Here is a 20222-nt window from a genome sequence, read left to right on the forward strand (position 1 = left end):
TACGATAAATTAGCGGGTTATATACTTTTTAACATTTCCTTTGCGTGTACAGCTATCATCACCGGCTTTTGATATAAGATATGTCCCATTCTGGCAGAATTTTGACCCCAGTCATCTACATTTTCAGGTGCTGCAGGTTTAAAATCACCGTTCGGTTTAACATCAGTATTGATAAAACCATCAGTTGGCGTGTATTTATCCCATCTTAGGTCATCCCAGGTTACTTGTGTTCCACTTTTTTCAAAGTTTACATCCATTCCAAAGCGTGGTTCTCCCGGTATTTGCTGAATGATGAAATACCATCCCCAGTCATCTGTCTCAAGTTTAGGTTCATCTTTTCCCATTGCCTGTGGTACGGTTAAATCGAAGCCAAAGAATTTTATATCCGGATTAATTTCTGCTTTAAACATTGGAAATTTAATTTCTGCAGCCATTTCTGCCTGCGTTTCTACTGCTTTTATTACAGGCTGTTTGTTTGCATTTATTACACCGTTTTCATCTTTAAATATGTGTGCTTTCTGAGCGTAAATAATGGTGTTTGGATATTTTTTAAGCAATTCGCCTCTCACCACTAATACAACTTGTTCTCCATCTGGAGCTTTTCTTTTAGGATGTGTGCCTAACGCACTGTTGCTGTACCATTTATCTATGGGTTGTATATCTTTATATTCTTCTTTAAGCTGATTAGGATCCAGATTATTGTTATTGCTGATGATGCCTTTTACATCCCAGAATTGCCTAAAATAACTACCTCTTTTATCTGTTGGATATTCTCTCCAAAGTAATTCTTTGCCAAATTCATGGTTTAATCCAACCATATAAGATTCTATAAACTCCGGGTTGGTTACCAATAAAGAAATTGTATTTTGTGGAATCAGTTTTAAATTAGGTATTAGCAGCTCTGAGGATATATCGCGGAGTTTTTCATACATCGGTTCAGGCATGTCTGGGTAAGCCATAGCGGGTACCAGATTGTCAAAATTAAACAACCAGTTTTTATTAAAGGTGTAAATAACAAATGAGGCCAGCATTTTAGGAAAAACTTTTCTCGGATCTGTTGCTTCCTGCAATTTTAAATGAGCATTACCAATGTCAAAGCGGCTAAATTTTCTTTCAGGCGTTTTAATAGATTCAAGCTGATTTAAATGAATTGCCGCAGCCCTGAAGTTTGCCGCTTCTACACTATCTTTTCCATTAGCGCCGGGCGTAAATGTATTTGTAAAAGTATAAGCTAATCCATCTTCACCGCTAACTGTTTCTTTGGTTTCGCTGCTTACCTTAGTATTTCCACTATTTGTTTCAATAATAAGTGGATTGGTTTCCTGGAATACAAAATCCGGTTGCGGTGGCGATTGCTCGAGATTTTTTACTATTTCTTCAGGGTTATTTAAATCCTTAGGGTTAATATTAGTTGCCTTACTATTTTTTGCCTTAAAGTAATATGCAATTGCAATTATTGCAGCAACTAAACAGAAATACCATGCACCCGTTATTAAACCAAAAATCAAAATCGCCACTAATATGAGTATTAAAAATAGCAATAGATTTTGAAGAATCCAGCTTAATAACGGATGCTGAGTTTTGCCTGGCATATTATTAAGTTTTTCATCTATCCTAGGTAAACCTACAGGTATAATTTTTGGCGGAGCTGCCGTTATTTTGCCATCATTTATATCGTTTACAAGTGTGCTATGATTAAAATTTGGATTTACAATTGCGATTTTTTTAAAGAATGGTCCTCTTGGCCTAAGTATTTTACGCAAAGCTGTATTTACAGCCGCAGTTGGTACAAAGCTTTCTTCCAGTTGATATTGCAAGGTTGTTGGTGAGCCTTTAACTTTTTTAAGTAATGGCGATAAAAAAATAAGCGACTGTGCCGGTTGAAGTTTGCTTGTAAAATTGGTTTTTAATGTTTGGCTTACCTGCATAGCAAAGGCAGCAAACTTAATCCTGATGTTTGCCTTTTTTACATTTTCAACTTGTTTCCATGCCTCTGCAACATATTTTTCCTGGTCTTTCTGCACAACGTTGGTTCCAAATCCAGCCGGCACTCTGTTTCTTGGATCTTTATTTAACTCATGTAACCAACCCGCTTTTTGTGTGTCGATTTCATTAGTAAGGGCATGGTTTTGGCCATAAATTGGCGGACTAACAACTGGATCGGTTTCCGTGTTAGAAGCTTTTTTAATTTTTTCAGGAAAATTTAATACATCTTCCAGTTGATTGAAGAAGGGCTTAGTGGTATCTAAAACTTTAGGCTCCGAAACTGTAGTTGGCGCTTTTAAGGCGCCTTCCAAACCAACAACATTTAATGCTTCTGTAATGCCAATGTCTGTGCCTTCTGTTAAGCCAAAGCCCGGTTTCGAACCATCCATATCTCTGATACCGAGTTTTGAGTCCATTATTCGAGGCTCCAAAATCTTTACCAGTGATTCAAAATCCTGATTATCTCCGGTTTTAAAAAACCAATGATAGTAAACCGGAAATTCTATGTTGTTCGAGCTTGCGTTCCATGATGGTTTTTGCGCATCAACTGTTTCATTTTCTAAACCCAAACCTGAAAGTCGCCCGGTTTCAAAAGCAGGGATCAAAAAAGCACGATAGGCTGTATTGCTATCAAGTTTACGTGGACAAAGCAGTCTGCCAATAATTTTGTCGCTGTTTTCGTTGTCTAAATCATTTAAGGTTTTCAGAAAAGCTTCAAACTCAGTTGTCGAATCGTGACCTTCGTTTATATGAACATGGCTCCATGCCCAAATTTGATTTGAAGGAGGCAGATTGTTTCCATGCTTTACAATTACCGAAGGTAAAGGCAGTTTTTTTTCATTGAAAGTGAATTCTTCGTTTCCCGCTGGTTGCTCATCTTTTAAAACAATAAGTGCAAGCCATGGCCTCAGTTTATCACCGTTGGCCTGAGCCGGAGTATATCGCCATAAAAAGTCCTCATCATAAAATTCAATAAATGGTAAATAGTTTGGCTCAAAATTCGTTATCCAATTTAGCGGCTCGGTACGCACTATCATGGCTGGATTTACACCAATAATATCTCCGGGACTAAGCAATTCAAAATTTTTGCTTTCTAGGTGGTCATTTATTTTTACTTCAATATTAACAGTAGAGCGAAGGGTGTTTGATGTTGCCCCACTGCCCAAATTATCGGTAGTGGTAATACGACCGCCAATGCCTTTACGCATCCAAGAGCCAAAGGTATATTTTGCTACTTTTATACTCATCTTTAGTTTAGTTCAAATTGTGCAACTACTTGTAATTGATTCTTTAATGCAGGATTTTTCCTTAGTAAATCATCTTGCAAAGCATAAGCCTCCGCTTCTGAGTTAAAGCTTGTTGTATTGCCATAAGTGCTTAAATCTTTTGTATTTACGATACTGTACAAACGTGTATTTATTTTTATTGTGGCAGGGCTTATGGTTGCCAATTTATTACTTACAGAATATGTATTCTTGCTTATCGCGTTTCCTTTAGAAAATATATTAAACACTTTATCTAATAATTTAAAGCCAGTAACTTTAATAATAAAGGCTATTCCTTTTTTGCGATGAACATAGCTCAATTCATAATCTACTTCTTTTTGTAGTTCGGTACCATGTAAAATTTCGTTAGAAGTTTGAAATTTAATGCCGCTTCTCATCCGTTCAAATGATTTACGGGAGAGTTTTTCGCTATCTTTTAGCCTGATGAAATTTCCAATTGCAAATTCTTCATCCATTGGCTGCGTTGCAGAATTATCAGTTACCGAAAGTGAAAACTTAGTCTCATTAGCTGGCTTATCATTTCCAAATTTGTTGATTTCCATATCCAATGGCGTAACCTTTTGGCTTAAGGAGAGCATGGTAAATGGATGGACGACTATCTTACCTGCAGGAAGTTCAATTTTACGCAGGGTAACATTAGTATTTGTGTTTGCTGGTAAATCTGCCTTCCAGTTGCGGTCATCCCTTATCGCATCAATAATCAGTTGTTTTACGTCTATTGGTTTTTCCAACTGAGGTGGCGCCTGGTCGCCCCAGGTAACATCGAACTTAACACTAATTTTGACGAATAATATTTTTAAACTTGCTTTACCAAGTGCTCTCCACGGGGTTGGTCCGCTTAACTGGCCAGCAAGGTGGATTCCGGCAATTTCGCTGCTGCCTCTACGCAAGGCAATACCAGCTTCAATTTGTGCAATAAAATAGAAAGGATTAAACTGTACCAGTAAATCATATCCTAAGTAACCAAATGCATTAAAGCCGCAAGCTTCTGCATAGAGCTCTACTCTGGCACCAGATTGTACCGTGTTTGAAGTTACGGCAAAGTAAGTTGCAACACTAATCCTAGGGTTTTTACCAGAAAGTAATGAAATGGTTATCCGTTTCATGTTTCTTAAATCCGTTGGAATTTCGTTAAATGATGGGTGAAATCCACCTACAGATAATATAAACATTGGCTGGTTGCCCCATCCAATTCTTAATGCCATCTCTCCTGTTAAAGTAAAGGCCAGTAAGCGTGAATCAAATAAAACAGCATTGAAAGATATGCCCTGGTTAAAATCTATAACACCTAAAAAGTTAACCTGTAATTTTAGCAGCGGTGCTTCTTCGGTTGGCAAAATGCAGCGTAGTACACCTAAAATAATAATTTTGGTTGCTGGTATATCTATAATGATACCCATCTCGAGTGAGATTAAGGTAGGCGTTCCCCAACCAATCTTTGCCATTGGGGCAATTATAAATGTGCCTTTCGATATTGGGAAGACCTGCTGTAAATCACTTATAATTCTGGTAATATTGTTAACGATATCCTGAGGGAATAAAATGCTATTGATAGCGCCAGTGCGTAAACCCTCTTTTAAGGCATCTACTTCTGTTCGTCGGTTTACGGCTAACAAACCGCCAACACCAACAAGTGTAAAGCCAAAGCCGAGCTGGATAGGGGCAAACTCAGCCGTAATCAGGATAAGTAAAGCAAAGCCTTCGCTTCCATCAGGCATTTTTGTAGATATAATTGCAATTGCCTTTAAATCGATAAACCCTTGAAACGACAATTCCAGGGCACCAATATATTCTCCTTTTTCAATATCAACACCTAAAAATCCACCGCCTTTTATTACGCCTGTATCAATAGATAAGCCCACCCGTGTGGGCGGAACAAATTCAATTCCCAAATTGGCAAAGGCCATATTTCCATCTAAATTATTAGGAAAGCTAATTGGGAAGTGTGTTCCAATACCATCAATAATGGCAACCAAAGGGCCTAGATTAGTTTTTATGATGACCGTTAAACCAACTTTTAAAGTTGCTGAGTCTGATATTGCGGCCTTAAAATGAAAGCCTTCGATAATTATTGCAACTAAATCTATATGTAGCGGAATTAAAATATCAAGCCCGGCACTTCCGGCTATGCGAAGGCCATTTGTAGGATCCCAATTTGCTTTTAAATCAAATGCAGCTTCTGCCTTAATATTGGATAGTAGCGTTGTTATAAATCCGTCGCCGCCGCTAAAATCAATAATCAATTTTCCGCCTTCCAAACTGATTTGTACAGAAGGGCTGATTTGGGTTTGCGAATTTACTGCCGCAGTATTTAGACCTAAACTCGCCTGAATTTTTTGAGCTTCTAACCTCGTTCCACCTGATGCGCCAATAAGCATAAAGGCGTCGTTATTACTCTTGCTACCGGTAAGAGATAAGGTGGTGTCCATTAATGCATTACCATTAACAGGTTGTAAAGTTAATTTAAGTGGAAACGCTAATTTACCGGTTAATCCTGCTCCAAAAGAACGTGTATTTTGAACTCTAGCTTTCCAAATACTAGAGATGTTGTAGCTTTTATCAAAAGTATTATTTCCACTAACTTTAATTTCAAATTTTATTCCCGGAGGATTTAATGTTGAATCATATTCTGCTTTAAAATAATCTGATTCCAGTACAATCGGCCCGGTTCCTATTTGAGTTATTTCAGCAGGAATGCCAAGCTCAATGAGTAAAGCACGGGTTTTTTCGAGTATTTCTTTGCCGGTAAAAGTTGGCAAACCTAGCTTAAAAGTATCTTGTAGGTAGGCTTGTGGATTAGACAGCATTTTGAAAAGCCTGTCGAAATATATTCTGCGTGGTGTAATTGCAGGAAGTGGTGTAGTTAATACCATTCCTGGAGGTAGAATGATTTCTTTATCAATTGTGCCAAGTAAATTAATGGCTCGTGTTAGTAATGGAAAGTACTCGTTCAGATAACCGATTAAGCAATACTCAATTATCCTGATTGGAAGATTATCTGCAAGCGCTTTTAAGTCTGCCTGTACATTAGCTGGCAAACCTAATATTGCAGTATTTAAGGCAATTCCTAATTCCTTTATTTTCTTAAGGATATCGATAATTAATTTGGTGAGTTTTATGCCTTCTGCTATAATTTGCGTTACATCTTTAGCGCTTATTGCGGCTTCTAAAATCGAAATTGATGAGGGTAAGCCCGTAACGAGCGTTTTAGTTTCTGCCAGTTTACTTAATATACCCGCATTGTTCTCTAAGCTTTGTGGTAGAGGCACACCTAGTTTTGCAAAAATATCGGGTGTTAACAGAGTAGAAAGCGGTTTTAAAGCTTTTCCCAATGCTAATGTAATGGATTCAATTGTGCCAGCCGCTGCCATATACCAAAATTTTAGGTTATAACTATGCAAAGCCAAAAAGCGGCCTTGATAGAGTTTGGAAATTTGTTCTAACCTTTAAAAAGAATTCACACTGTGTGCTGGTATGCGGAGTATCAGATAAGTAAATGAAACAGATTCATTAAAAAAAAGGAGTGCCTTTTAAAATATACTCCAATGTAAGTGATTGAATTTGAATTTCCAAATCATTTTAGATATTTATTTGCTATTAAGTGCTTGATGCTCTTTGTGTTCGGCTGAACATGCACCCTTATTTAATATCTCAATGACAAAGGTAAATGGTTGTGAAATTAGGATAAGATAAACACAATAAACTAAATTGAATTGTATCTCCTTGATAGAAATTGTAGCATAGCCAATATTTAGCCGATAAATTATGAATGTTTCATATTTTGCTGGTTGAGAATGGTGTTTGTAAATCCATCATTAAATTATTCTTACTCCATTTATTGTTTCTAGATGCAAGAGGTGCTGTGCGATTATCTACCGAAAAAAAAATCTGTACGTTTTTAGGGGATATTTTATTCGCATTAGCTTGTCATCATCCAAACATTTATTTTTACGTAGCCTGGGTAGGTTATAAAAAAGGGATAGTTATAATTAAAAGCATGGCCACGTGCTTTATCAATATTAACAGCATCAAATGTTTTGGCTTAAATTGGCATAAAATATTATGATGAGCCGCTGCGTAAAGGGCTTACGCAGGAATTTTGTTAAAATTACGATGCCTGATTAAGGGAGCGTTTAGTGAAATCATACTTAATAAGTTCGTACTCGGTAGCCGCCATCGATAAAGTTTTTATTTCAGGGATTTCTTCTGCAGTAACAATAGGGTTTGTATTGTGCAGTAAGTTTTTAATTTCAGCAATTACGAGTTTATAATCTTGCTCCGTTTGTATCTTGACCATGGTTTATATTTGAATTATCTAAAAATAATATATACTCAAAATCAATATAAATGGTTTTTTTTAACAGATGTTAATAACTGAAAATATGTGTTTTTATTAAATTCCTTTGATGAAAATCTTTCATCGGGATTTCTTTTACCTAATTACTGTTAACATTTTCTTGGTCGAAGCAAGGTGGGATGTAATCTGTTTTTACTAAAATTAGTAAAACAATGAATGTAAACATTTCAATGCCTTTAATGTTGTAGCCTTATGGCTAAACTTCAACAAAGCGTTTATATTTTATTCTTTATTACCTTAGTTTTTGCTGGATTATATTTCGCAGCTCCATTTCTGATCCCTATAACCCTGGCGGGTATATTTTCGATGGTTTTTATTAGGCTGTGTAACTGGTTAGAAAATAATGGAATTAAAAGAGGGTGGGCAAGTTTGCTTTGCGTTCTGTTATTTATTTTAGCAGTTGCGCTGATTGTGTCATTATTATACTGGCAATTAGGAAGTTTAACCGAAAACTTAGATCAAATGAAATCCAGGCTGAGCACTATGGTGGTCGATTTGAGAAACTGGATTAATCAAAAATTAGATATAAATGGTAGGCAACAGAAAGAAATAATTAAAGCTGGCAGCGGTAGCACCGGAAATTTACTTGCCAGTTTTGCAAGTGGCGTTATGGGCGTAGCCGTAAATACCATTCTTGTTTTAGTTTATATGTATTTATCGCTTTATTATCGTTCGCATATTAAAAAGTTTATATTACAGCTCGTTCCAGATACCGAAGAACATAAAGCTTCGGTAATTGTACATGAATCGGGAAAGGTGGCGCAGCATTATCTAAGCGGGCTTGCGGCAATGATTGGTGTGTTATGGGTGCTTTATGGCATCGGTTTTAGCCTAGTGGGTGTGCAGAGTGCCATATTTTTTGCCGTACTGTGCGGTCTTTTAGAAATTATTCCTTTTGTGGGCAACCTTACCGGCACCTGTTTAACCTTGCTTGCTGTAATAGGGCAGGGCGGCGATTCAAAAATGCTGATTGGCGTATTAGTGGTTTATGGTTTGGTGCAATTTCTTCAAACTTATATATTGGAGCCACTTATTGTTGGCGAACAGGTTAACATTAATCCGTTATTTACAATCTTATCTATTGTATTAGCGGAATTTATTTGGGGCGTTGCAGGTATGATTTTGGCCATCCCGATTTTCGGAATAATTAAAATTATATGCGATAGAATACCTGAATTAAAGCCTTATGGATTTTTATTGGGACCAGAAAATCCAAAGGTAAAATCCGAAAACTGGTTTTCGAAATTGATAAAAAGTAAAAAATCATAATATAGATTTTAAAATTTAGCTAATTTCAAAGTCTTAACAGAGGGATGTTTTTTTAACCATGGATATAGTATCATCATTTAAAGAAAGTTTAAACGCCGCTGAACCTCCAGCTGGTTTGTCAATTCAGCTTAATGCTTTGTGGTATGATGAAAAAGGAGATTGGCATAAAGCACATGCATTAGTAGATCAACTTAACGACCAATCCTCAGCGCTGGTGCATGCATATTTACACAGAAAAGAAGGCGATATCTGGAACGCTGATTATTGGTATAGAAAAGCAAAATCCTCCAGACCAGCTACATCTTTAGTATTAGAATGGGAGCATCTGGTTAATCATTTTATAGAATTAAACAGAAATCAATAGATAATTTTAAACATTAGTAAAATTTCCACTTGTAGTATTGATGGTAACCCTAACACTTGACCCTAATAAAATCCGATAATCTTTAATCCTTTAGCACGATAAAAGATTATCGGATTTTAATTGAAAAAAAAAAAGTTATCAAAGACAAATTAGTGGTTAACGTCTGCAGGTGCGTTTGTGGTAGAATCTGCTGTGCTGTCTGTAGCAAGAGAATCTAATACCTTAGTGGTATCAGTGTATTTATACATACTGTCTGCATTTTCCTTATCTGCTTTATTTCCGTTACAGGCTAAAGCCATTGCTGCAAATGCGCATAATATTAAAAGTTGCTTTTTCATAGTTTTTGCTTTTTATCTACATTAATAATCGGCTAAACCATAAATTGTTTTTAATTTTTGTTATTAGAGGGCTTTATATCGAATTACTAATCAGCTATCCAACTGTGTGTAAAGGCAAAGAGAAATAAAACACAGAGCCTTTTCCAGGTTCACTTTTAAATTTTAATTGTGCGTTATGGAGTTTTAAAATTGTGGCGCATAAATATAATCCTATACCAAAGCCTGGAATAGATTTAGTCTGCTCATTTTCTACCCGGTAAAATTTCTGAAACATATTTAATTGGTCGTGAGCAGAAATACCAATGCCCTGATCTTTTACGCTGATGGTTACGTTTTTCTCATACACTTCGCAAGAAATATATATTGTTCCACCATGTGGTGAATATTTTTGAGCATTGCTAATTAAATTCGTTAACACCAGCGTAATTTTTTCTTCATCAGCAAAAACATTTATTTCAGATAAGCCATCATAAATTATAGAGTGTTTACTGCTTGCAATTTCTGCATTTTCAATACAATCTGTAATCAGTTTTAAAATATTAAAGTTCGAATTTTTTGTATTGATTTGTCCGTTTTCAAAACGAGATACATTTAAAAAATCACGAATTAAATGTTCCATTTTTCTGGTTTGCATTTCTGCTTTCACTAAGGCTTTGTGGATAAAATCTTTATCGTTCATTTTAATCAAAGCCATTTGCAGATAAGACTTTAGTGAAGTTAAAGGAGTTTTAAGCTCATGACTTACAAAGCTCACAAATTCGTCTTTTTTCTTTTCTATCAGAATTTTTTCAGTAATATCTCTAGCTATTTTCGATAGGCCGATTACATTGCCTTCCAAATCTTTTACCGGAGAAATGCTTAAAGAAACATTAATCAATGTTCCGTCCTTTCTTCGTCTAACGGTTTCAAAATGTTCTACACGAGTTCCTTTTCTAAGCTGAGCTAAAATTTTAGGTTCTTCGTCTAATCTATCTTCAGGAATAATTTTAAGTATCGATGTTCCAATCATTTCTTCAGCCGTGTAGCCGAAAATACGCGTGGCTGCCTGATTCCAGCTCATGATGATGCTATTAAAATCTTTACTTATTATCGCATCATCAGATGATTCTACAATGGCAGCCAGGCGTTGCCCAACCGATTCGGCTAATTTATCTTTAGTGATATCTCTTACAATCTTTGATAAGCCGATTAAATCTCCGTTGGAATTATTAACTGGAGATATGGTTAAGGAAACATCAACCAAAGAGCCATCTTTACGTAAACGCTGGGTTTGAAAATGTTCAATGGAATTGCCTTGCTTAAGCTGTTCTAAAAATTTTAATTCTTGTTCCTGAAGGCTGTCAGGTATCAAGTTAAAGATTGAAACACCAATCATTTCCGCTTCCTCGTATCCAAAAATACGTGAAGCCGCATTGTTCCAGCTCGTAATTGTACCATCTAAGCTTTTGCTTATAATACCGTCATCTGTAGATTCGATAATAGAATTGAGTATAGCACTTTTCTCTTCGGCTCTTCTTAGCTCCTCAATTATTTTCCTCAATTCAGAATTGTTTAATTTAAGCTCCAATTCTTCTTCCTGGTATTGATTTATTTTTTCAAAAATCTCCTTGCGCTCAATCATTCTTAATATTCGAAATAGGATGGAAATATAAATATATCTCTATTAATTTAGGTATTTGATTGGAATAAAAAATTCTTAGTTAAAATTATAGGTATTTATTGCAAGCATTTATTTTTAATAATGTGGTTAATCATAAACAACCTGAGTAATTATACAGCCATTAAAAAGAAACGAATTGTTTAATAATTGAAACGTTATGCTTAGATAAATAAATAATATTAGATCATATTTATATTTCTAAAAATCTAACAAAAGCTAACCAAAAACACTTTACGAGCAAGTAAAATTACTATGAACATCAAACTAATCTTTTCTATCATTTTATTTCTGCTTGTAAAAAATTCTGGCGCACAAACTTTCACCAATCCATTGCTTCCGGCTGGTGCCGACCCATATAGTTTTTATAAAGATGGCTATTTCTACTATACCCATACCACCGGCAACCGTATAGAATTATGGAAAAGTAAAAGCCTGGAAGGATTAAAAGATGCACCACATAAAACCATTTGGAAAGCACCCGCCAGCGGACCCTATTCTAAACAAATCTGGGCACCAGAGGTGATGTTTTTGCAAGGTAAATGGTATGCTTATTTTGCTGCTGATGATGGTAAAAACGAAAACCACAGAATGTTTGTACTGGAGAATTCATCTGCCGATCCGATGGCGGGTGAATGGATTTTTAAAGGTCAGATAACCGATAAAACAAATAAATGGGCAATTGATGGAGATGTAGTTGCCATCAAAAATAACTTGTACATGGTTTGGTCTGGTTGGGAAGGCGACACCAATGGAAAGCAGGAAATCTATATCGCCCGGTTAAAAAATCCATGGACGGTTGAATCAGAAAGAATCAAGATATCTACGCCGGCTTTTGAATGGGAAAAACATGGCGATTTAAATTCTGCCGATAATCCACCGCATGTAGATGTTAATGAAGGACCTCAGTTTTTAATCCGTGGAAATAAAATCATGGTTGTTTATTCAGCCAGTGGCTGTTGGACTGATTTTTACGCCTTGGGAATGCTATCAGCTGATATTAATTCAGATTTTCTTAATCCAAAATCGTGGGTGAAGAGTACAAAGCCATTATTCAGTAAATCAGAAGAAAATGGCGTTTATGCACCGGGTCATAATTCATTTTTTAAATCTCCTGATGGAAACGAAGAGTGGATTTTATATCACGCAAATGATAAGCCTGGACAAGGTTGTGGTGGATTTCGATCGCCACGGGCGCAAAAATTTACCTGGAACACAGATGGTACACCAAATTTTGGAATCCCGGTTAAAACCGGTGTTGCGTTAAAAGCGCCATCAATGTAAAAAGATTGCAGTTTAAAATCAATTTCCTTTTTTCATTTGGGCAAAACTAAGTTCTGTTCGCCATCTATTACCGATAAACCGGCAGATTTTATAACTATTCTTATACAAAAACTGCAAGATTGATTATTACTCATTTAATAAATTAATGTAGCTTGCAAGCATCTTATTATAAGCACTTTACTTATTTTTATTTGGCTGTTTCTGCACCTGCCAATTAATCTATGTTATTTTTTATTTAGATTTTTTCAGATTTAGTGTAACACTTTTTAATAAGTTGCGACTAGGATATAGAAGCACCTTAAATATTGGAAAATTAAAGCTCTTGCAATTGCCACCTTTAGAACAAACAACCGATAAGTATTTGATAGATTTATGCCTTAATGGGCGTGATGAAGGCTATACGGGCTTATACAATCGTTATTCGAGGCAGGTTTATAATTCTATCAGCCGTATTGTAAGCCATAGTGGCGAGGCTGAAGATATTCTTCAAGATACTTTTTGCGCAGTATTTAACGAGGTTGGTAAGCTTGCAAATGTTTCTAGTGTGGAGGCTTGGGTAAGGCGATTGGCGATTAATCGTTCTATTTCTCACATCCGAAGAAGAAAAATGACTTTTTCTGATTTAGGCGAAATGGATATGCCCGATGAAATTGAAGATGGTACCAATGCTGATATTTTTGATGCAAGAGTTGATGATGTTAGAAAAAGTATAGAGGAATTGCCCGAAGGATATAAAACAATTGTTAACCTGCACATTTTTGAAAAACTTACCCATGAGGAAATTGCAGTGATGCTCGATTTGACAGCAACAAATGTTAGAACTCAATATCATAGGGCTAAAAAGAAGATTTTATTATCATTAAAAGATAAATGTTATTATGAGTGATGAGATAAGAGATTTTGTAGACAGGAATAGGGAGGAATTTGATCACCTTGAAGCGCCGGCTTTTGATTTGGCACGCTTTAAAAATACGCTTCCTAAAAAAGAAGTTTTAATAAAGAAATTGCCTTTTTATAAATCGCCAAAATGGTTGGCAGCAGCATGCGTATTAATTGTGGTGGCTACAAGCTGGTTGGTTTATCAACAAAAAACAGCTGTTGAAACTGTTTACACAAAAACAAAAACGGTAAAAAAAGAAGCAATAATTAATGCTCCTGTTGCTGTGGTAAAAGATGCGCAGCCTAAAGCAAATGCTAAAGAAAATCAGGTTTCTTTTGTGAGTTTAAATAGCGAACCAAAGCAAAAGAAAACTAAACCGAATGTTAATGTTGATGAATATAAGGGGCTGAGAGACAGTAGCTCAGCAAGTATGAGGTTGTTAGCTATTATGGAAATTGAAAAATCGGACAACATCAATAACAAAACAATTGATATGCTTTCCAAAACTTTAAACCACGATGGTAACACTAACGTTAGACTTGCGGCATTGAGTGTGTTGCAAAAATACAGTTTCGATAGTCATGTAGCATCACTTTTAGTTAAATCTTTAGATAAACAAAACGACCCAATAGTTCAGCTTGGCTTGCTTGGCTCTGTTGGAAAAATGAAAAATGTAAATATTGACGAAAAACTTTACGCACTTGCAAATAATCCGGAAACATTTGTAGCCGTAAGGGATGAAGCCAATAAAATATTATTAAATCAAGACAAATTATAAACCTTATTAAAAGAAATAGAAATTATGAAAAAGCAATTTATCGTTCTTCTTTCTTTGCTTTCGATTACGTTATCGGTATCTGCACAGAAAGAATACAAATTAAGTAAATCATCAGGCCAACTAAATATTAATGTTTCTGGTGCCATAATAGAAGGTTACAGTGGAAACGAAATTGTTTTCTCTATGCCAACCCGGAAAAATGAAGTTGTGGATGAGAGAGCAAAAGGTTTAAGGGTAATTACAGGTTCTGGCTTTGTAGATAACACAGGCTTAGGAATAGATGTTACTGAAAAAGGTGGTGAAATCGTTGTAAACGCAGTAGACAAAAATCTTGATGGAATTTTAACTATTAAAGTTCCTCAAAATATAAAAATCAAGTTTTCAAATCAAAGTAATATGTATCATTCTGATTTGATGCTGAAAAACCTTAAAAATGAAATCGAAATTTCTACAAGTTATAATAAAATCAAACTTGAAAATAATAGTGGTCCGATGAGTATTAAATCTCTATTCGGAGACATTGATGCTTCATTTCAAAACGAAATCAAAGGCCCGGTTTCTATCATTTCAGTTTATGGCCACGTTGATGTGCTTTTGCCTACTAACGTTAAAGCAAATGTAGAATTGTCTTCTGGTTACGGCAAGCTATATGCTGCTGATGAACTTAAAATTGCGATTGACAAAACTGAAAGAACGCAAACAGAACAGCAAGCGAGTGCTAAAAATACCAATGGAAATACGGTAGTGAATGGAATAAGAATTGCCGAAGGTGTGAGCACTATGACCAGCACATTTAGCGGTGCAAGAAGTGGTTCGATTAATGGGATTGGTTTAGCAGCTTATGGTGGTCGTAGTTCTGAAGATATTAAAGGAACGATTAATGGCGGCGGCAGCAATTTAATTTTAAAATCGAGCTACGATAATGTTTACCTACGCGTTAAATAACTCTTCAATTTTCTAACGGCTCATATATGCTTCCCGCAAATCTCTGAGCCATTAATATTCTAAATTATGAAACCAATATTGTTTTGGCTATTTACAGCCATAGTGCCTTGTATTGCCTTTTCTCAAAGCAAAATCGTTAAAAATTATCCGGTTAATAAGGGTCAAACTGTTTCTTTTAATTTTGATTTCCCGAAAACGGTTCGCTTTAGTACCTGGGATAAAAATGAAGTATCAGTAGAAGCCACTGTAAAAGTTGAAGGGGTTGATGATAATAGTGTTTTCAGTATTGAGAAAACTGAATCAGATGGTAAAATCGTTATCAAGAACAAATTGGATATGGAGAAAATTCCATACAGTTATTTTGTAAGTGTAAACGGCGTTAAACATCGTTTTACAAACAAAGCTGATATGGATGTTTTTATGAAGGAGCAAGGTAGTTCTGTAAAATCAAACTATCAAACCAGAGATATTGAAATTGTTATTGATGTAAAATTACCGGCAAGTATTAATACAGAAGTTACCTCTGTTTATGGCTTTGTAGAAGTTCAGGATTTTAAAGGGCCAATTAAAGTTGATGCAACATACGGCGGAATTGAAGCCAAATTAAATCAGCAATTAATTGGAAAGATAAAAATGACCAACCGCTTTGGTAAAATTTATACCAATTTAGATTTAAAACCTAACGAATTAAAAGAAGAGCGTTTCTACACCGCAATAAATGCTACACCAGGTAAAGGACCGAGTTATGATTTCAATTCATCTTACGGGAATATTTATTTAAGAAATCCATAATATTCTAATCTCATTTTATGATTAGGGCTTATAATTGAAATAAATTTTTTGTCAGATGCAACGTTTCAAAAATTATTTCGTCTTATCTGAAGTTATTATGCCCTAATCATTCTTTATTTACATCTACCTACCAAATTACATGCGAAATCCTAAATTATCACTCCTCAAAAAAAAATGCTTTCAAATTATTTTCCTTTTCCTTTGCACTCTGTTTTACAGTGTTTCATTTGCACAACAAAACCCAATTGCTGTTAAAGGAGAAGTAATTGATTCAGCATCAAAAAAACCGTTAGAATTTATAACCCTTGCCATTAAAAAAGATGGCGTTGTGGTTAAAACGACTGTCACATCAGAGAAAGGTTTGTTCGAGTTTAGCAACATTGCTTCAGGAAAATATACCTTAACTGCAATAGCCGTTGGTTACAATTCTAAAACGCTAAACTTTGAATTGAATGAAACGAAAAACACTTTCGATGCCGGGGAAATTAGTGTCGCCTCGCAAGTAAACAATCTTAATGAAGTTGCTGTGAATGCTATGCGGCCAATAATTAAGCAAGAAGTTGACAGAATTAGCTATGACATACAGGCCGACCCGGAAAGCAAAGTTCTGACTGCACTGGATATGATGCGGAAAGTGCCATTGTTATCATTAGATGCTGATGATAACATCAAACTTAAAGGTAGTGGAAACTATAAAATTCTCATAAACGGAAAACCATCGAGTATGGTTGCCCGAAGTCCGAAAGATGTTTTGCGTAGCATGCCAGCATCATCTATTCAAAAAATAGAGGTGATTACAACACCACCGGCAAAATATGATAGTGAGGGTTTAGCTGGTATCATTAACATCATCACCAATAAAAAAATTGATAATGGTTATAGTGGAAGCTTAAATCTTCGTCACCAATTTCCCGTTGGCGGTCCTGGAATTGGTGGTTTTTTAACCGTAAAGCAAGGTAAACTGGGTATTACAGCTTATGGCGGTACCGGTTTTTATTCGTCACCAGAAACTCAGAACACAAATACCAGAACAACCTTAGGTGCTAATCCATCAGATTTAATAAATATCGGTAGAAGAAAGTTTGATAATAATTACCGTTATGGTGGCGTGGAAATTAGTTTTGAAATTGATACGCTTAACCTGATAACCGCAGAGATTAACCCATACAGCGGCTACAATAAATCTACTAATAATCAGACTTTTAGATTGAGTTCGCCAGCGCAACTTACCGCTTACGATTTATTGGGACAAAACCGCTTTGATTGGAATGGTTTGGATATGACTCTGAATTATCAGCTTGGTTTTAAAAGTAATAAAGAGCGTTTGCTAACTTTCTCATACAAATTTAATAATGGGGGCAACCCGCAGAGAAATGAGTTAACATTCTCTAACAGACAAAATTTTACGGAACCAAATTATATACAGCAAAATGATAGCCGTTCAAAAGAGCAAACCATTCAGTTAGATTACGTTCATCCGGTAGGAAAATTAAATATTGAAGGTGGTTTGAAAGGAATTTTGAGGGATAACAATAGTAATTTTGAGTACAGACAATTTAATGCCGGCACCGGAGGATTTGAAATTGTACCAGCAAGAACAAATATTTTTGATAACAATCAGGATGTTATTGGCGCCTACAATTCCTACTCATACAACCTTACTAATTGGGGTTTTAAAGCTGGCGTTCGGATTGAAGAAACGTTTGTAAAAGCTGATTTTATCAGCAATGCTTCAAATGTTAATACCGATTACTTTAACATTATACCATCATTTTCTGTAAACCGGAAGTTTAAAAATCAAAGCAATTTAAATTTTGGTTTTACACAGCGTATCGAGCGACCGGGAATTGATAATTTAAATCCTTTTGTTGACCGTTCTATTCCAAATTTTGAATCAACCGGAAATCCAGACTTAAAAGCTGTTTTGAGTAATAATTTTGAATTGACGTACAGCCGATTTAAGAAAGGCTCTATAAATGCTGGTTTAGCCTATAGTTTTGCTAATAATACCATTCAAACAATATCTATTTACAACGATGTTAATAAAATTACCAGAACAAGTTTCGCCAACGTTGGTAAAAATAAAAACTTGGGTTCCAACATAAATATAAATTATCCATTAACCACAAAGTGGAATTTAAGCTTAAGCGGCAACCTAGGCTATGCCTGGTTGGAAGGCACAATTAATGGTATGTTGACTAAAAATGAAGGTGTTTCTGGATATGTTTATTTAAACACAGGTTATAAATTTGAAAAGCAATGGCGAGCAAATGCAAGTTTTAATTATAGCAGTGCTGATGTTTTATTACAAGGCCGTTCTGGTGAATATTATTACATGTCGTTTAGTGGAAGCAAGGAAATTATTAAAGATAAGTTAACGATTTCGGCAGGTATAAATAATCCATTTATAAAATACCGGATTTATGAAACGCTAACTGAAGGACCAAATTTTACACAGCGTTACCGTGGCGAAAACTACAATCGTTCGTTTAACATGAGTTTAAACTGGAAATTTGGAAAGCTGAAGGATTCTATTAAAAAGAGCCAAAGAAGCATCAGTAATGATGATGTGAAATCAAGCGGTAGCAAATCAGGAAGTTAATGTTGTAAAGCTGAACATTACGCTGTTATGGATTGGTTTTACACATCATCGTCATTCTCTTGAAAGCGGGCATCTTAAAGCGTAACGAAATAATAATATGCTTTAAGATGCCCAGTCAAGCTGAGCCTGACGGCCTCTCTAAATATTATTTCTTAAACACTTACTCATTCAATAAACTATCCACTTCCTTATTAAACTCCTCTACAAATGCAGTATAAAATTTTCCGGTTGCTGGTCCGCTATAACCGGTATGAATCTTGGCAACTTCGCCTTTTTTGTTAATAAATATGGTTGTTGGGAACGATAAGAAGTTATTCAATGCAGGTAAAGATTCAGAAACTAATTTTTTATCTGGTTTACCGGCAATCACCTGGTCGTATTTTATATCAAACTTCTCACGGAAACCGTTAATGGCTTTCTTTAAATAAGCAGAATCCAATTGCCTTTCGTAATGGATTGCAATTACTTCAACACCTCTCTTCTTGTTTTCTTTGTACCAAGGTGCAATAAACGAGGCTTCATCAACGCAATTTGGGCACCATGTTCCGGTAATGGTTATGATAACAGGTTTACCACGGTATTTTTCATCACTCAGTGAAATCTTTTTTCCGTTAACATCCGGAAAAGAAAAGTCTAAAGTTTTGTAACCCTCTTTCAAATAGGTTAGTTTATAAGCATCAGGTAACTCAGCATTCTGGTTTTGGATACCTGTAAAAGCTATACTTCCTCTTGAATTTATAGATTCTCCGGTAATTTCTCCCTTTTGAGAAAAACTGCCTTTGTAGTAAGCAGGAGCCATGCCAATAAAACTGGATAAGTAAAAGTTATTACCTTCCACTATACCTTCCAGATAACGCGAATCTCCTGTAACTCTTAAAAAAGTTCCTGTTAATTTATTACCAGTTTGCTTAAAAACACCAACAGATTTTTCGTCTTTTCCGCTTGGATTTTTGAAAGTGACATCATAAGTGCCAGAAAAATTTGCTGCAGGTTTTTCTCCAGAAGTTTTAAACCTAAAATTTTCACCTTTTTTTGCAATTAAAGCCAGTGGTTTTCCAGAATTATCTTGCTTTCTTAACGTACCTGTTAAAGAATCGCCTGTAAGCTTTACCGCAATTTCGTTATCAAACTGGTCCAATTTTATCCTTAAAGAATCATCCTTCTGATAGACTTTACCACCATCAAAACGTTCATCGCCATTAAGAAAAACTATTTTGTCATTATTAATTTCGAAGTTAAAAGGAACTTCTACACCAGGCTTAATTTGAAAAAGACCTCTCCAATTGCCATTTGCAGTTTTGTTAACCGTTGATGATATTTTAGATGGTTGCAGTTTTTTATTGGTTTGGGCATGTGCATTTATTATGCTTAAGCCCAAGCTTAATATGATGAGTATTGACTTTATTTTCATGGGATGATTTTTAATTCCGGCTCAAAGGTAAGCACTTAAAATAATATTTTCAATAAAATCTATAGAATTTGTAGACTATTAAAAAAATATACTATCTTTGCAGCAGTTATTTTAAAATGCTTATCGAGAAAGGTGGAGGGAATGGCCCTTTGAAACCTTAGCAACCAGCCTTGTTTGGGTATGGTGCTAATTCCAACCCGTAAAGGGGTAGTTAAGTCAGTTTGATGCTAAGTAAATATTGATGACAATATATGAGAGCACTTCTGATTTTTC

Annotated in this window: 14 protein-coding genes and 1 riboswitch; of the genes, 8 read left to right on the plus strand and 6 right to left on the minus strand. The window is 35.4% G+C overall.

What is annotated here, in order from left to right:
- Window positions 1-17: 17 nt before the first annotated feature.
- From LUA90_RS15900 to LUA90_RS15910, 3 genes are all read right to left on the minus strand, one after another.
- Entirely contained in the window at window positions 18-3233 is a 3216-nt protein-coding gene (locus tag LUA90_RS15900) for a hypothetical protein (RefSeq protein WP_231491642.1), read from the minus strand.
- Between the two features lie 2 nt (window positions 3234-3235).
- Window positions 3236-6643, minus strand: a complete 3408-nt coding sequence (locus LUA90_RS15905; RefSeq protein ID WP_231491643.1) for a DUF6603 domain-containing protein — start codon at window positions 6641-6643, stop codon at window positions 3236-3238.
- Window positions 6644-7380: 737 nt separating this feature from the next.
- A complete protein-coding gene (locus LUA90_RS15910; RefSeq protein ID WP_231491644.1) occupies window positions 7381-7569 on the minus strand; it encodes a hypothetical protein in 189 nt (62 codons plus the stop codon).
- A gap of 252 nt (window positions 7570-7821) precedes the next feature.
- On the opposite strand from LUA90_RS15910, the gene LUA90_RS15915 reads away from it, so the two are divergent.
- Both LUA90_RS15915 and LUA90_RS15920 read left to right on the plus strand, forming a co-directional pair.
- A complete protein-coding gene (locus LUA90_RS15915; protein WP_231459793.1) occupies window positions 7822-8898 on the plus strand; it encodes an AI-2E family transporter in 1077 nt (358 codons plus the stop codon).
- A 58-nt stretch (window positions 8899-8956) separates the two neighbouring features.
- Window positions 8957-9262: a hypothetical protein gene (locus LUA90_RS15920; RefSeq protein ID WP_231491645.1), complete on the plus strand. Its 306-nt coding sequence runs from the start codon at window positions 8957-8959 to the stop codon at window positions 9260-9262.
- Between the two features lie 149 nt (window positions 9263-9411).
- Here the strand turns inward: LUA90_RS15920 and LUA90_RS15925 are convergent, their stop codons facing one another.
- On the minus strand, window positions 9412-9600 hold the full coding sequence (locus LUA90_RS15925; protein WP_231491646.1) for a hypothetical protein: 189 nt from the start codon (window positions 9598-9600) through the stop codon (window positions 9412-9414).
- 94 nt (window positions 9601-9694) lie between these two features.
- The gene (locus LUA90_RS15930) at window positions 9695-11221 is read right to left on the minus strand and encodes a PAS domain S-box protein (RefSeq protein ID WP_231491647.1); all 1527 of its coding nucleotides are present in this window, start codon (window positions 11219-11221) and stop codon (window positions 9695-9697) included.
- Window positions 11222-11512: 291 nt separating this feature from the next.
- Here LUA90_RS15930 and LUA90_RS15935 point away from each other — a divergent pair, with 291 nt between their 5' ends.
- From LUA90_RS15935 to LUA90_RS15960, 6 genes are all read left to right on the plus strand, one after another.
- Window positions 11513-12541 carry a family 43 glycosylhydrolase gene (locus tag LUA90_RS15935; protein ID WP_231491648.1) on the plus strand — a complete coding sequence of 343 codons (1029 nt, stop codon included), beginning with the start codon at window positions 11513-11515 and terminating at the stop codon, window positions 12539-12541.
- Between the two features lie 328 nt (window positions 12542-12869).
- Complete coding sequence (locus LUA90_RS15940) at window positions 12870-13427, plus strand: RNA polymerase sigma factor (protein WP_231491649.1); 558 nt, start codon at window positions 12870-12872, stop codon at window positions 13425-13427.
- Window positions 13420-14199, plus strand: a complete 780-nt coding sequence (locus LUA90_RS15945; protein WP_231491650.1) for a HEAT repeat domain-containing protein — start codon at window positions 13420-13422, stop codon at window positions 14197-14199. The genes LUA90_RS15940 and LUA90_RS15945 overlap by 8 nt, the downstream gene beginning before the upstream one ends.
- 24 nt (window positions 14200-14223) lie before the next feature.
- On the plus strand, window positions 14224-15144 hold the full coding sequence (locus LUA90_RS15950; RefSeq protein WP_231491651.1) for a DUF4097 family beta strand repeat-containing protein: 921 nt from the start codon (window positions 14224-14226) through the stop codon (window positions 15142-15144).
- Between the two features lie 66 nt (window positions 15145-15210).
- Window positions 15211-15936 (plus strand): hypothetical protein, encoded by a 726-nt coding sequence (locus LUA90_RS15955; RefSeq protein ID WP_231491652.1) that lies wholly within the window; start codon window positions 15211-15213, stop codon window positions 15934-15936.
- Window positions 15937-16075: 139 nt separating this feature from the next.
- Complete coding sequence (locus LUA90_RS15960; RefSeq protein WP_231491653.1) at window positions 16076-18538, plus strand: outer membrane beta-barrel family protein; 2463 nt, start codon at window positions 16076-16078, stop codon at window positions 18536-18538.
- A gap of 160 nt (window positions 18539-18698) precedes the next feature.
- On the opposite strand, the gene LUA90_RS15965 is transcribed toward LUA90_RS15960, so the two are convergent.
- Window positions 18699-19949, minus strand: coding sequence for a peroxiredoxin (locus tag LUA90_RS15965; RefSeq protein WP_231491654.1), 1251 nt, complete (start codon window positions 19947-19949; stop codon window positions 18699-18701).
- 117 nt (window positions 19950-20066) lie between these two features.
- Window positions 20067-20167, plus strand: a riboswitch (SAM riboswitch).
- The last annotated feature ends 55 nt before the right edge of the window (window positions 20168-20222 follow it).

Source organism: Pedobacter sp. Leaf170 (assembly GCF_920984665.1).
Lineage (GTDB): Bacteria > Bacteroidota > Bacteroidia > Sphingobacteriales > Sphingobacteriaceae > Pedobacter.

What these genes read in the sequence shown, in the direction of transcription:
- LUA90_RS15945 (WP_231491650.1), top strand. Translation starts at nt 13,420, where the DNA reads ATGAGTGATGAGATAAGAGATTTTGTAGACAGGAATAGGGAGGAATTT.
- LUA90_RS15900 (WP_231491642.1), bottom strand. Translation starts at nt 3,233, where the DNA reads ATGAGTATAAAAGTAGCAAAATATACCTTTGGCTCTTGGATGCGTAAA.
- LUA90_RS15925 (WP_231491646.1), bottom strand. Translation starts at nt 9,600, where the DNA reads ATGAAAAAGCAACTTTTAATATTATGCGCATTTGCAGCAATGGCTTTA.
- LUA90_RS15920 (WP_231491645.1), top strand. Translation starts at nt 8,957, where the DNA reads ATGGATATAGTATCATCATTTAAAGAAAGTTTAAACGCCGCTGAACCT.
- LUA90_RS15905 (WP_231491643.1), bottom strand. Translation starts at nt 6,643, where the DNA reads ATGGCAGCGGCTGGCACAATTGAATCCATTACATTAGCATTGGGAAAA.
- LUA90_RS15965 (WP_231491654.1), bottom strand. Translation starts at nt 19,949, where the DNA reads ATGAAAATAAAGTCAATACTCATCATATTAAGCTTGGGCTTAAGCATA.
- LUA90_RS15950 (WP_231491651.1), top strand. Translation starts at nt 14,224, where the DNA reads ATGAAAAAGCAATTTATCGTTCTTCTTTCTTTGCTTTCGATTACGTTA.
- LUA90_RS15915 (WP_231459793.1), top strand. Translation starts at nt 7,822, where the DNA reads ATGGCTAAACTTCAACAAAGCGTTTATATTTTATTCTTTATTACCTTA.
- LUA90_RS15910 (WP_231491644.1), bottom strand. Translation starts at nt 7,569, where the DNA reads ATGGTCAAGATACAAACGGAGCAAGATTATAAACTCGTAATTGCTGAA.
- LUA90_RS15935 (WP_231491648.1), top strand. Translation starts at nt 11,513, where the DNA reads ATGAACATCAAACTAATCTTTTCTATCATTTTATTTCTGCTTGTAAAA.
- LUA90_RS15960 (WP_231491653.1), top strand. Translation starts at nt 16,076, where the DNA reads ATGCGAAATCCTAAATTATCACTCCTCAAAAAAAAATGCTTTCAAATT.
- LUA90_RS15955 (WP_231491652.1), top strand. Translation starts at nt 15,211, where the DNA reads ATGAAACCAATATTGTTTTGGCTATTTACAGCCATAGTGCCTTGTATT.
- LUA90_RS15930 (WP_231491647.1), bottom strand. Translation starts at nt 11,221, where the DNA reads ATGATTGAGCGCAAGGAGATTTTTGAAAAAATAAATCAATACCAGGAA.